General features: G+C 71.2%; 12 protein-coding genes. 9 read left to right on the top strand and 3 right to left on the bottom strand.

From position 1 onward, the window contains the following. The 4 genes from JK359_RS24250 (at nucleotide 1) to mutM (ending at nucleotide 2,621) form a co-directional block, all read left to right on the top strand. Nucleotides 1–651: a YceD family protein gene (locus JK359_RS24250; RefSeq protein WP_201839455.1), complete on the top strand. Its 651-nt coding sequence runs from the start codon at nucleotides 1–3 to the stop codon at nucleotides 649–651. Nucleotides 652–653: 2 nt separating this feature from the next. Then, on the top strand, nucleotides 654–827 hold the full coding sequence (gene rpmF / locus JK359_RS24245) for a 50S ribosomal protein L32 (protein WP_003951102.1): 174 nt from the start codon (nucleotides 654–656) through the stop codon (nucleotides 825–827). 8 nt (nucleotides 828–835) lie between these two features. Beyond that, nucleotides 836–1,657 carry a ribonuclease III gene (gene rnc, locus JK359_RS24240; protein ID WP_201839453.1) on the top strand — a complete coding sequence of 274 codons (822 nt, stop codon included), beginning with the start codon at nucleotides 836–838 and terminating at the stop codon, nucleotides 1,655–1,657. A gap of 103 nt (nucleotides 1,658–1,760) precedes the next feature. Further along, nucleotides 1,761–2,621 (top strand): bifunctional DNA-formamidopyrimidine glycosylase/DNA-(apurinic or apyrimidinic site) lyase, encoded by an 861-nt coding sequence (mutM, locus tag JK359_RS24235; RefSeq protein ID WP_201839451.1) that lies wholly within the window; start codon nucleotides 1,761–1,763, stop codon nucleotides 2,619–2,621. Here mutM and JK359_RS24230 read toward each other — a convergent pair. Next, nucleotides 2,594–2,989: a winged helix-turn-helix transcriptional regulator gene (locus tag JK359_RS24230; RefSeq protein ID WP_201839449.1), complete on the bottom strand. Its 396-nt coding sequence runs from the start codon at nucleotides 2,987–2,989 to the stop codon at nucleotides 2,594–2,596. The two genes, mutM and JK359_RS24230, sit on opposite strands and share 28 nt — an antisense overlap. A 106-nt stretch (nucleotides 2,990–3,095) precedes the next feature. Between JK359_RS24230 and JK359_RS24225 the strand changes: the two genes are divergently transcribed. After that, entirely contained in the window at nucleotides 3,096–3,680 is a 585-nt protein-coding gene (locus JK359_RS24225) for a flavodoxin family protein (protein WP_201839447.1), read from the top strand. A gap of 12 nt (nucleotides 3,681–3,692) precedes the next feature. On the opposite strand, the gene JK359_RS24220 is transcribed toward JK359_RS24225, so the two are convergent. Beyond that, nucleotides 3,693–4,952, bottom strand: coding sequence for a CAP domain-containing protein (locus JK359_RS24220; protein ID WP_201839445.1), 1,260 nt, complete (start codon nucleotides 4,950–4,952; stop codon nucleotides 3,693–3,695). A 196-nt stretch (nucleotides 4,953–5,148) separates the two neighbouring features. On the opposite strand from JK359_RS24220, the gene JK359_RS24215 reads away from it, so the two are divergent. The 4 genes from JK359_RS24215 to JK359_RS24200 all read left to right on the top strand — a co-directional run bounded on the left by JK359_RS24215 (nucleotide 5,149) and on the right by JK359_RS24200 (nucleotide 11,736). Beyond that, a complete protein-coding gene (locus JK359_RS24215) occupies nucleotides 5,149–5,430 on the top strand; it encodes an acylphosphatase (RefSeq protein ID WP_201839443.1) in 282 nt (93 codons plus the stop codon). A gap of 381 nt (nucleotides 5,431–5,811) precedes the next feature. Then, nucleotides 5,812–6,015, top strand: coding sequence for a hypothetical protein (locus JK359_RS24210; protein ID WP_031167290.1), 204 nt, complete (start codon nucleotides 5,812–5,814; stop codon nucleotides 6,013–6,015). A gap of 248 nt (nucleotides 6,016–6,263) precedes the next feature. Continuing rightward, entirely contained in the window at nucleotides 6,264–10,091 is a 3,828-nt protein-coding gene (locus JK359_RS24205) for an SMC hinge domain-related protein (protein WP_201839441.1), read from the top strand. A gap of 226 nt (nucleotides 10,092–10,317) precedes the next feature. Continuing rightward, entirely contained in the window at nucleotides 10,318–11,736 is a 1,419-nt protein-coding gene (locus tag JK359_RS24200; RefSeq protein WP_201839438.1) for a sugar porter family MFS transporter, read from the top strand. Nucleotides 11,737–11,850: 114 nt separating this feature from the next. Here JK359_RS24200 and JK359_RS24195 read toward each other — a convergent pair whose 3' ends face one another. Next, nucleotides 11,851–12,822 carry an LLM class flavin-dependent oxidoreductase gene (locus JK359_RS24195; protein WP_201839435.1) on the bottom strand — a complete coding sequence of 324 codons (972 nt, stop codon included), beginning with the start codon at nucleotides 12,820–12,822 and terminating at the stop codon, nucleotides 11,851–11,853. Between the last annotated feature and the right edge of the window lie 63 nt (nucleotides 12,823–12,885).

Raw genomic sequence — 12,885 nt, 5'->3', positions numbered from 1 at the left:
ATGGCCTCCAACGCCCGCCTCGACCACCGCAACCCCCTCGTGTTCGACACGCACGAGCTGGGCCGGCGTCCTGGCGCGCTGCAGCGCCTGACCCGCACGATCGACGCCCCCGCCGATCTCGGCATCCAGGGAGTCATCGGAGTGCCGCAGGGCGCCCCGGTGGAACTCGAACTCCGGCTCGAGTCGGTCATGGAAGGGGTGCTCGTCACAGGCACCGCCCGTGCACAGGCCGAGGGGGAGTGCGTAAGGTGTCTGGAGCCGGTCGGGCTGGAGCTCGAAGCGGACTTCCAGGAGCTGTTCTCGTACCCTGACGCCGACGACCGGGGCCGCGTGATCGCGGAACCGGGCGACGACGCCGAGGAAGACGAGGACAGGTTCTTCCTCGAGGACGGCCTGTTCGACCTCGAACCTCTGCTGCGCGATGCGGTGGTGCTCGCACTGCCGATGCAGCCGGTGTGCCAGGAAGACTGTCCGGGCCTGTGCTCCGAGTGCGGGGCGCGGCTCGCGGACGACCCGGACCACCACCACGACGCCGTCGACATCCGTTGGGCGGCTTTGCAGGGACTCGCCGGTTCACTCGAAGACGGCGAGAAGGACGAGATGAGCGGCGCTGACGCGGAAGCGGGCGTCGACGAGAAGCAGGAGAAGTAGCCGTGGCTGTTCCGAAGCGGAAGATGTCGCGCAGCAACACGCGCCACCGCCGGTCGCAGTGGAAGGCTGCGGTCCCCACCCTGGTTGCGTGCGAGCGCTGCCACGAGCCCAAGCAGCAGCACATCGCGTGCCCGTCTTGCGGCACCTACAACAAGCGCCAGGTCCTCGAAGTCTGAGCGGGCTGGTGAGAGGCACTGTGTCCAGTCCGAAGAAGGACGCCAAGGCGGACGGTTCCGCCAGGAAGAAAGTGGACAACCAGGCCTCGTCCCATGCGCTTCTGGAAGGGCGGCTCGGCTACCAGGTCGAGTCCGCCCTTCTGGTGCGAGCGCTGACCCACCGTTCCTACGCGTACGAGAACGGCGGCCTGCCGACGAACGAGCGCCTGGAGTTCCTCGGGGACTCCGTGCTCGGTCTCGTCGTCACGGACACGCTGTACCGGACCCACCCCGACCTGCCCGAAGGCCAGCTGGCCAAGCTGCGGGCCGCGGTGGTCAACTCGCGTGCGCTGGCGGAGGTCGGCCGTGGCCTCGACCTGGGCTCCTTCATCCGGCTTGGCCGGGGCGAAGAGGGCACGGGCGGCCGGGACAAGGCGTCCATCCTTGCCGACACCCTGGAAGCGGTGATCGGCGCGGTCTATCTCGACCAGGGCCTCGACGCGGCGTCCGAGCTGGTGCACCGGCTCTTCGACCCGCTGATCGAGAAGTCCTCCAACCTCGGCGCCGGCCTGGACTGGAAGACGTCCCTGCAGGAGCTGACGGCGATCGAGGGACTCGGCGTGCCCGAGTACCTGGTCACGGAGACCGGCCCCGACCACGAGAAGACCTTCACTGCTGCCGCCCGCGTCGGAGGCGTCTCGTACGGCACCGGCACCGGCCGCAGCAAGAAGGAGGCGGAGCAGCAGGCCGCCGAGTCCGCCTGGCGGTCCATCCGGGCCGCTGCGGACGAGCGGGCCAAGGCGGCCAAGGAGGCCGCCAGGGACGGCGACACGTCGTCCGCCACCGCCTGAGCAAGCAGCACACGAGCGCCCGCCCCGGCCGTCCACGCCGGGGCGGGCGCTCGGCTCGTCCACCGGCCCGACGCCGGTCCGTACGGTCCTTACGGGGGTTCCGATGCCCGAGTTGCCCGAGGTCGAGGTGGTCCGACGCGGTCTGGAGCGCTGGGTCGCCCATCGCACCGTCGCCGGGACCGAGGTGCTGCACCCGCGCGCCGTACGCCGGCACCTGGCCGGTCCCGACGACTTCGCGCACCGGCTCAAGGGCCGCCACATCGGCACCCCGCAGCGCCGCGGCAAGTACCTGTGGCTGCCGCTGGAGGAGACGAACGAGTCCGTCCTCGCCCACCTCGGCATGAGCGGCCAACTGCTGGTCCAGCCGCACTCGGCGCCGGACGAGAAGCACCTGCGGATCCGCGTCCGGTTCGCCGACTCCCTCGGCACCGAACTGCGCTTCGTCGACCAACGCACCTTCGGCGGACTGTCGTTGCACGACAACACCCCCGAGGGGCTGCCCGACGTGATCTCGCACATCGCCCGCGACCCGCTGGACCCGCTCTTCGACGACGAGGCCTTCCACCAGGCGCTGCGCCGCAAGCGGACCACCATCAAGCGGGCCCTGCTGGACCAGTCGCTGATCAGCGGCGTCGGCAACATCTACGCGGACGAGGCACTGTGGCGGGCCCGCATCCACTACGAGCGTCCGACGGCCCACTTCACCCGCCCGGTCACCGCGGAACTCCTCGGTCACGTCCGGGACGTGATGAACGCGGCCCTCGCCGTCGGCGGCACCAGCTTCGACAGCCTGTACGTCAACGTCAACGGCGAGTCGGGCTACTTCGACCGCTCACTGGACGCGTACGGCCGCGAGGGTCTGCCCTGCAAGCGGTGCGGCACGCCCATGCGCCGACGGCCCTGGATGAACCGGTCCAGCTACTTCTGCCCGAAGTGTCAGAGGCCGCCGCGCGTCTCGTCGTAACGCGTGCGGGCCGCGAGGACGTCGTCCATGGCGTCCTCCACGCAGCGGATGAGCGCGAGCAGCCGCTCGGCGACCCGGCGGCCCAGGGGAGTGAGTTCGTAGTCCACGCGGGGCGGGTTCGTCGGCTGGGCCTCGCGATGCACCAGACCGTCCCGCTCCAGCGCGTGCAGCGTCTGGGAGAGCATCTTCTCGCTCACCCCGTCGACGCGCCGGCGCAGCTCGTTGAAGCGCAGCGAACCCTCGTACAGCGCGCCCAGCGTCAGCCCGCCCCAGCGGCCCGTGACGTGCTCCAGCGTTCCGCGTGACGGACATGCCTTGGCGAAGACGTTGTAGGCGAGGTCCTCGTAGTCCCCGGTGGTGGCACTCATATCACAAGCGTACGCCCATGCAGCGCTAACCGCGAGGTTGCACTAACTACTAGTTAGTGCTCTCCTGGACTCAGTGCTTTCGAGCTGCCCATACGAGGAGTCCGCTATGACCACCCCTGTCGTTTCCGTCGCCTACCACTCCGGCTACGGCCACACCGCCGTCATCGCCGAAGCCGTCCGCACCGGTGCCCTCGAGGCGGGCGCCGAGGTGCACCTGATCAAGGTGGACGAGATCACCGAGGAGCAGTGGGAGACGCTGGACCGCTCCGACGCGATCGTCTTCGGCTCACCGACCTACATGGGCACCGCCTCCGGCGCCTTCCACGTCTTCGCCGAGACGACCTCCACGCGCTGGTTCGGCCAGGGCTGGAAGGACAAGCTGGCCGCCGGCTTCACCAACTCGGGTTCCAAGAGCGGCGACAAGCTGCACACCCTGCAGTTCTTCCAGACGCTCGCGGCCCAGCACGGCATGCACTGGGTCAACCTCGGCCTGCTCCCCGGCTGGAACAGCAGCACGGGCTCCGAGAACGACCTCAACCGCCTCGGCTTCTTCGCCGGAGCCGCCGCCCAGACCAACAGCGACGAGGGCCCCGAGGCCGTCCACAAGGCGGACATCCTCACCGCCGAGCACCTGGGCCGCCGGGTGACGGAGACGGCGAGGGTGTTCGCGCGCGGGCGGGCCGCCGCGTAAGGACGACCAGTCTCAGTAGCCGAAGTCCTGCGTCCACCAAGGGCCGCCGGGGCCGAAGTGGACGCCGACGCCGAGGGTCTTGAAGTCGGGGTTCAGGAGGTTGGCGCGGTGGCCGGGGCTGCTCATCCAGGCCTGCATCACGGCCGCCGCGTCGGCCTGGCCGCGGGCTATGTTCTCGCCGCCCAGGTCGGTTATGCCGGCCACCGCGGCCCGGTCCCACGGAGTCCTGCCGTCCGGGTCCGTGTGGCCGAAGAAGCCCCGCGCGGCCATGTCGTCGCTGAACGCCCCGGCCAGCCCGGTCAGCGCGGAGTTCGCCGACAGCGGGCTGCAGCCCGCCTTCGTCCGCTCCTCGTTGACGAGCTTCAGCACCTCGGCCTCGGCGGCGGCCTCCCGCGTCACCGTCCCCGGCGAGGTGGTCGGCGCCGGCGCCTCGGTGGGCTTCGTCGTCGGGCCGGGCTTCGTGGTCGGGCCGGGCTTCGTGTTTGTGCCGGGCTTCGTGGTCGGGCCGGGCTTCGTCGACGGGGTGGCCTTCGGCTTGTCCGGTGCGGTCTGCCTGGACGGCGTGGTCCGCGGCGCCGGAGCCTTCGTGACCCTCTTCGAGGGGGTCGGCCGGGGGGAGGCCGGCTTCGAGGCGGAGGGCGAGGGCGACGCGGAGGCGGAGCCGGAGGGGCTCGGGGACTCGGTGCGGGCGGGGGCGCCGCCGGCCGTGTCCTTGCCGCCGCTGTCGGCGCTGCCCGAGGTGCCGCCCTGCTCACTGGCCGTGTTTCCGGGGGAGCCCACGGACTGCACCCGGTCCCGGCCGGCGGTGTGCGAACTGCCGCCGAGCTGGTAGTTCTCCAGGCCCGGCAGCACACCGGTGGCCACCGCGACCGTGCCGAGCGCGACGGCCGCGGACACCCCGAGCAGGCCCGCGCGGACCGGCCGCCCGGCCGTCCGCCGACGCGGCTGGCCGTGGGGCGAGCCGCCGTCCGGGGTGAAACCGCCGCTCGCGGAGGCGGACGGGGTCATCGACCTGGCGGACGCCCGTTCGTCCTCGGTCGAGAAGAGGTAGGCCTGGGCCTTGGCCGTGGTCTCGGCGTAGGCCTCGGGATTCAGGTAGGGCGCGATGCCCACGGGTATCTGCCGTTCGCCGTCCGGCGTGGGCGCGGACGACTGCGCGGAGGAGTGCCCGGGGCGGTCGTCGTTCTCGGCGGCGGAGCCGTGCGTCTGCGCGGCCTCGTCGGCGCGGCCCGTGGCGGCGCGGCCGGCGGCTGAGCGTCGGTGGCGTCCCATGTCCTGCCCTCTTCCTCGTGCGCGCGGTTCGACCGGTGCCTGCACGGCGAGCGGCTCGTGGCGAGCGACTCCCGGCGGCCAACCCGACTCACTCGATCGAGTGAGTTTTCATATGCGATGCATTGGGTCCGGACGGTACCCCATACCGCTTCGGGGCGATGTGTCCCGAACGACATCGGCCGGTTAGGTTGCACCCATGAGCGAGGAAGTGCGACTGGTCGCCTGGGTGCGTGGACACGTGCAGGGTGTGGGTTTCCGCTGGTTCACGCGTGCCAAGGCACTGGAGATCGGCGGCCTGAGTGGTTTTGCTCTCAATTTGGCCGATGGCCGGGTCCAGGTGGTCGCCGAGGGGGCGCGGGAGGGCTGCGAGGGGCTGCTGGACTGGCTCCAGGGTGACGACACGCCCGGGCGCGTGGAGGGTGTCACCGAGATCTGGGACACACCTCGCGGCGGTTACGACGGCTTCGCCATCCGTTGAGCCCCTTCCGTGAAGCCGCGCCGGCCGGACCGCGGTGAGCCGCCGCCGGCACCTGCAGAAAGCAGAAACGACCTGGTGGTTGCCAAGAACGGCCCGGCATGGGAGGCTCCGCTGATACAGCTGATCGTCACGCCCTGAGGGCCCGGATGAGTCCCGTCGCCGCCGTGTTCCCGGCCGCGCGCCCCGGTTTGCCCCCCAATACAGGGCGTGATCGTGTTGACCGTCAAACTTTTTGGTGAGACGCTGAAAGCCCCGCGCACCCTAGCTGTTTGGCATGGAGCAACAGCAAAGCAACACCCGGATGTGCCAAGCACCGCGGGTGCGAATCCCTCACGACCCACACCGCATCGGTCGGTCACTCAGTGTGGAGGACCATCCATCATGGCAAAGGCGCTTCTCGGTTACGTCGGCGGCTCCGACCCTCGACTCCTCGCCGAGATGCGACGGCTGCAGCAGCGCGTCCAGGACCTGGAGTCCGAGCTGGTACGGATCCAGGCGGAGAACGAAGCGCTGTCGGCTGCCGCCTCTCAGGACAGGATCATGGAGAGCATCGACGCACACCAGGCGGAGCCTGCGCTCACCTGATCGCTGCATCGCTCCACGACCAGCAGTCGCAGCGAGCAGGCTGCCCGTATCAACCGCTCAGTTGATCAGACGGCTGCAACCCGGCCGTCAGAGCTGCAAGGGACGCTTCGGCGTCCCTTCTTTCTTTCTCCCCCGCGCATCCTTTCACTCTCTTTAACGTCTGGTGTGCCCTGCATGTTCAATGACGAAACCGTGGGGTTGCGAGTGTTCGTGGAGTGAGATAGCGGCGGCAGGTAGAGTCCAGCGGCGTGCACCTCAAGGCCCTGACCCTCCGCGGGTTCAAGTCGTTCGCATCCGCGACCACGCTCCGGTTCGAGCCGGGCATCACGTGTGTCGTCGGTCCGAACGGTTCGGGCAAGTCCAATGTCGTGGACGCGCTCAGCTGGGTCATGGGCGAACAGGGCGCCAAGTCGCTGCGCGGCGGCAAGATGGAGGACGTCATCTTCGCCGGCACCACCGGCCGCCCGCCGCTGGGCCGCGCCGAGGTGTCCCTGACCATCGACAACTCCGACGGGGCCCTGCCCATCGAGTACGCCGAGGTCACCATCACGCGGATCATGTTCCGCAACGGCGGCAGCGAGTACCAGATCAACGGCGACACCTGCCGCCTCCTGGACATCCAGGAACTCCTCTCCGACTCCGGCATCGGCCGCGAGATGCACGTCATCGTCGGCCAGGGCCAGCTCGACTCCGTCCTGCACGCGGACCCCATGGGCCGCCGCGCCTTCATCGAGGAGGCCGCGGGCGTCCTCAAGCACCGCAAACGCAAGGAGAAGGCGCTCCGCAAGCTGGACGCGATGCAGGCCAACCTCGCGCGCGTGCAGGACCTGACGGACGAACTGCGCCGCCAGCTCAAGCCCCTGGGCCGCCAGGCCGCGGTCGCGCGCAGGGCCGCCGTCATCCAGGCGGACCTCCGCGACGCCCGTCTGCGCCTGCTCGCCGACGACCTCGTACGACTCCGCGAGGCCCTGCAGGCCGAGGTCGCCGACGAGGCGGCCCTGAAGGAGCGCAAGGAGGCCGCCGAGCAGGAGCTGAAGAAGGCGCTCCAGCGGGAGGCCCTGCTGGAGGACGAGGTACGGCAGCTCACACCACGCCTCCAGCGCGCCCAGCAGACCTGGTACGAGCTGTCCCAGCTGGCCGAGCGCGTCCGCGGCACCGTCTCGCTGGCCGACGCCCGCGTGCACAGCGCCACCTCCGTGCCCGCCGAGGAGCGGCGCGGCCGGGACCCCGAGGACATGGAACGCGAGGCCGCCCGCATCCGCGAGCAGGAGGCCGAGCTGGAGGCCGCCCTGGACGCGGCACAGCACGCCTTGGACGACACCGTCGCCCACCGTGCCGAACTGGAGCGCGAGCTGGCCGTGGAGGAGCGCCGGCTCAAAGACCTCGCCCGCGCCATCGCCGACCGCCGCGAGGGCCTGGCCCGCCTGTCCGGGCAGGTCAACGCCGCCCGCTCCCGCGCCGCCTCCGCCCAGTCCGAGATCGACCGCCTGGCCACGGCCCGGGACGAGGCCCAGGAACGGGCGGCGCGCGCCCAGGAGGAGTACGAGGCCCTGCAGGCCGAGGTCGACGGACTCGACGCCGGCGACGCGGAACTGGCCGGACAGCACGAGGCGGCCCGGCGACAGCTCGCCGACGCCGAGGCCGCCCTCGGCTCGGCCCGCGAGGCGGCCACCACGGCCGAACGCCGCCGGGCCGCGACCCAGGCCCGCCACGAGGCGCTGGCGCTCGGCCTGCGCCGCAAGGACGGCACGGGCATACTGCTGGCCGCACGGGACCGGCTCACCGGAGTACTCGGCCCGGCAGCGGAACTGCTGACGATCACCCCGGGCTACGAGATCCCCCTGGCCGCGGCCCTCGGCACGGCGGCCGACGCGATCGCCGTCACCACCCCGAGAACGGCGGCCGAGGCCATCCGCCTCCTCCGCAAACAGGACGGCGGCCGAGCAACCCTCCTCCTGACCACCCCCCCGGAAGACTCACCCCACCCACCCCCCGCCCCCGACAACGGCGGCCGAGCGCCCGAGGGGGGCGCGGCGAACGGTGCGCCAAGCCCGGACGCTGCCGCACCCGACGACGGCGGCCGAGCGCCCGACGGGGGCGCGGGGAACGGCGCGCCTAGCCCCCACGCTGCCGCACCCGACGACGGCGGCCGAGCGCCTGACAGGGGCGCGGGGAACGGCGCGCCTAGCCCCCACGCTGCCGCGCCCGACAACGGCGGCCGAGCACCCTACGGGGGCCCCCACCACCCCGTCCCCGACGCACCACCCGCCGGCACCCCTCTCCCCGCGGCCACCCTCGTCACCGGCCCCGCCGACCTCATGCCCGCCGTCCACAGCCTCCTGCAAGGAACCGTGGTCGTCGGCACCCTCGAGGACGCCGAAGACCTCGTCCACGCGCACCCCCACCTCACCGCGGTGACCGCCGAGGGCGACATCCTCGGCGCCCGCTACGCGCACGGCGGCTCGGCCGGGGCGCCCAGCCTGCTGGAGGTGCAGGCCTCCGTCGACGAGGCCGCCGCCGAGCTGGCCGAGCTGGAGGTCCGCTGCACGGAGCTGGCCGAGGCCCAGCAGGCCGCGGCCGAACGCCGCAGGCAGTCCGCCGCCCTCGTGGACGAACTCGCGGAGCACCGCCGCGCCGCCGACCGGGAGAAGTCGGCCGTGGCCCAGCAGCTCGGCCGGCTCGCCGGCCAGGCCCGCGGTGCCGCCGGGGAGGCCGAGCGCTCGGCCGCGGCGGCCGCCCGCGCACAGGAGGCGCTGGAGAAGGCCGTACAGGAGGCCGAGGAACTCGCCGAGCGGCTGGCCGTCGCCGAGGAGATGCCGGTGGAGGAGGAGCCCGACACCTCCGCGCGGGACCGGCTCGCCGCCGACGGCGCCAACGCCCGGCAGACGGAGATGGAGGCCCGCCTTCAGGTCCGTACGCACGAGGAGCGGGTCAAGGGGCTCGCCGGCCGTGCCGACTCGCTCGACCGGGCCGCCCGCGCCGAACGCGAGGCACGCGCGCGTGCCGAGCAGCGCCGGGCCCGGCTGCGGCACGAGGCGGAGGTCGCGCGGGCCGTCGGCTCCGGCGCCCGCCAGCTGCTCGCACACGTCGAGGTGTCCCTGGCCCGCGCCGAGCGGGAGCGCGCCGCGGCCGAGGCCGCCAAGGCCCGCCGCGAACAGGATCTGGCCTCCGCGCGCACCGCGGGACGGGATCTGAAGGCCGAACTCGACAAGCTGACGGATTCGGTGCACCGCGGTGAGGTACTCGGCGCCGAGAAGCGGCTGCGGATCGAGCAGCTGGAGACCAGGGCGCTGGAGGAGCTGGGTGTCGAACCGGAAGGGCTGGTCGCGGAGTACGGGCCGCACCAGCTCGTGCCGCCCTCGCCCCCCGCCGACGGTGAACAGCTGCCCGACGACCCGGAACACCCGCGGAACCAGCCCCGTCCCTTCGCGCGGGCCGAGCAGGAGAAGCGGCTCAAGGCCGCCGAGCGGGCGTACCAGCAGCTGGGCAAGGTCAATCCGCTGGCGCTGGAGGAGTTCGCGGCGCTGGAGGAGCGGCACAAGTTCCTCAGCGAACAGCTGGAGGACCTGAAGAAGACCCGCGCCGACCTGCTCCAGGTGGTGAAGGAGGTCGACGAGCGCGTCGAGCAGGTCTTCACGGAGGCCTACCGGGACACGGCCCGGGAGTTCGAGGGCGTGTTCAGCCGGCTGTTCCCCGGTGGTGAGGGCCGTCTCGTGCTGACCGATCCCGACAACATGCTGACCACGGGCGTGGACGTCGAGGCGCGTCCGCCGGGCAAGAAGGTCAAGCGGCTCTCCCTGCTGTCGGGCGGTGAGCGCTCGCTGACCGCGGTCGCGCTGCTGGTGTCGATCTTCAAGGCCCGGCCGAGCCCGTTCTACGTGATGGACGAGGTCGAGGCCGCCCTGGACGACACCAATCTCCAGCGGCTGATCCGGATCATGCAGGAGCTGCAGGAGGCCTCGCAGCTGATCGTGATCACGCACCAGAAGCGCACGATGGAGGTCGCCGACGCGCTCTACGGCGTCTCCATGCAGGGCGACGGCGTGTCCAAGGTCATCTCTCAGCGGCTTCGCTAAGCCTTTCAAGATCAACTGACTCTGTGTTCACTTCTTGAACATCGAGTCGGTAGGCGTATCGAAAAACTCACAGGCTTTGAAGTATTGACTTCGAAACTTGAAGGCATAGTCTCTGCAACGTTGCTTTTACCTTCAGGTGTAGGCGGTGTGGAGGTCCGCACCACGGAAGACCTGGAAGGGCTCGCCCCCACCCACGGCAGCGTTGCCGCGGCCCGAGGAGATTCACGTGACCAGCACGACGCAGGCACCTCAGTCAGGAGCCGGAACGGCTCATCCCGAACATCTCGGGCACGTCATCTTCATCGCAGCGGCTGCCGCCATGGGCGGTTTCCTCTTCGGCTACGACAGCTCCGTGATCAACGGCGCCGTCGAGGCCATCCGGGACCGCTACGACATCGGTTCCGCCGCTCTGGCCCAGGTCATCGCGATCGCCCTCATCGGCTGTGCCATCGGCGCCGCCACCGCCGGCCGCATAGCCGACCGCATCGGCCGCATCCGCTGCATGCAGATCGCCGCGGTCCTCTTCACCATCAGCGCCGTCGGCTCCGCGCTGCCGTTCGCGCTGTGGGACCTCGCCTTCTGGCGCATCGTCGGCGGCTTCGCCATCGGCATGGCCTCCGTGATCGGCCCGGCCTACATCGCCGAGGTCGCCCCGCCCGCCTACCGTGGCCGGCTCGGCTCCTTCCAGCAGGCCGCGATCGTCGTCGGCATCGCCATCTCGCAGCTGGTCAACTGGGGCCTGCTCAACGCCGCCGGCGGCGACCAGCGCGGCAAGCTGATGGGCCTGGAGGCCTGGCAGGTCATGCTCGGCGTGATGGTCGTCCCGGCCGTCCTGTACGGCCTGCTGTCGCTCGCGATCCCCGAGTCCCCGCGCTTCCTGCTCTCCGTCGGCAAGCGTGAGCGCGCCAAGGAGATCCTCGCCGAGGTCGAGGGCAAGGGCACCGACCTGGACGCCCGCGTCGCCGAGATCGAGCACGCGATGCGGAGCGAGCACAAGTCGTCCTTCAAGGACCTGCTGGGCGGCGGCTTCTTCTTCAAGCCGATCGTCTGGGTCGGCATCGGCCTGTCGGTCTTCCAGCAGTTCGTCGGCATCAACGTCGCGTTCTACTACTCCTCGACGCTGTGGCAGTCGGTCGGCGTCGACCCGACGGACTCGTTCTTCTACTCCTTCACGACGTCGATCATCAACATCGTCGGCACCGTGATCGCCATGATCTTCGTGGACCGCATCGGCCGCAGGCCGCTCGCCCTGATCGGCTCGGTCGGCATGGCCGTCGGCCTCGCCCTGGAGGCCTGGGCGTTCAGCTACCACCTGGTCGACGGCAAGCTGCCGAGCACCCAGGGCTGGGTCGCCCTGGTCGCCGCCCACGTCTTCGTCCTCTTCTTCGCCCTCTCCTGGGGCGTGGTCGTCTGGGTCATGCTCGGCGAGATGTTCCCGAACAGGATCCGTGCCGCCGCGCTGGGCGTGGCCGCCGCCGCGCAGTGGGTCGCCAACTGGGCGATCACCGCGAGCTTCCCCTCGCTGGCCGACTGGAACCTGTCCGGCACGTACGTGATCTACACGGTCTTCGCCGCGCTCTCCATCCCGTTCGTCCTGAAGTTCGTGAAGGAGACGAAGGGCAAGTCCCTGGAGGAGATGGGCTGACCGGCCCCCCGACTCGGGGAGAAGGGCCAAGTCCCCGCTGCCCCTCTCCTCGTACCACCCGCCGCCCCCGGCCCGGCCACTGCCCGGACCGGGGGCGGCGGTGCAGTACGGGCGTCAGTTGCCCAGCGCCGGGAGCACCCGCTCCGCGAACAGCCGCAGGCTGCGCCAGCCCTCCTCGAGCGGCATCCCGCCCGCCAGCGGGTGCAGGACCAGGCTGTCGGCGCCCAGTGCCACGCACTCCTGCGGCGTGAGGACCCGGTACACGCCCTCCGCGCGCAGTTCCTCCACCGTCGTGGCCGCCGACCTCACCGCCGAGCGGATCTGCTCCGACTGCCAGGAGGCGTACGTCCGGGCCTCGTGCAGGAAGTGGCCGCCGTACTCCGCCCACGCCCGGTCCGGGTCCTCGGCGACGTGCAGCAGCGGGGTCTCGGCGGCCGGCATCATCACCCAGCCCTCGGTGCCGTACTCGGTCAGCTTCTCCTTGTAGTACGCCTCCAGCTGGGGCAGGTGCGCGCTCGGAAAGAACGGCAGGCCGAGCCGGGCGGCCCGCCGGGCGGCGGCCCCCGAGGAGCCGCCCACCAGCAACAGGGGGTGCGGTTCGGTGTACGGGCGCGGGGTGAGCCGTACCCGGCGGCCCCGGTACTCGAACTCCTCGCCGGTCCACGCCCGCAGCAGCGTCTGCAGCACCTCGTCCTGGAGCCGGCCCCGGCGCTTCCAGTCCACGTCGAACAGGGCGTACTCCTCGGGCCGGTAGCCGATCCCGGCGACCGTCACGAGGCGTCCGCCGCTGAGCAGGTCCAGCACGGCGATGTCCTCGGCCAGCCGCAGCGGGTCGTGCAGCGGGCCGATCACCGCCGACACGGTCACCGCGATCCGGCGGGTCGCCCCGAACACCGCGCCCGCGAAGGTGAACGGCGACGGCAGCCAGTTGTTGTCGGCGCCGTGGTGCTCCTCGGTCTGCACGGTGCTGATCCCGTGCTCGTCCGCGTACGCGGCCATCTCCAGAGCGGCCCGGTAGCGCGCGGACAGGGCGGCGGGCCCGGCGCCGGGAGCGACGAGGTTGAAACGTACGACCGTGACGGGCATGCGAAGTCCCCCTCCGGTACGGCTCGATGGAGGGGGACGGTAGCTGACGCAGCGTCAGATCGC

This window comes from Streptomyces actinomycinicus (assembly GCF_016741775.1).
Classification (GTDB): domain Bacteria; phylum Actinomycetota; class Actinomycetes; order Streptomycetales; family Streptomycetaceae; genus Streptomyces; species Streptomyces actinomycinicus.
Note: the sequence above shows the minus strand (reverse complement) of the source record. Positions and strands in the feature narration are given on the sequence as shown.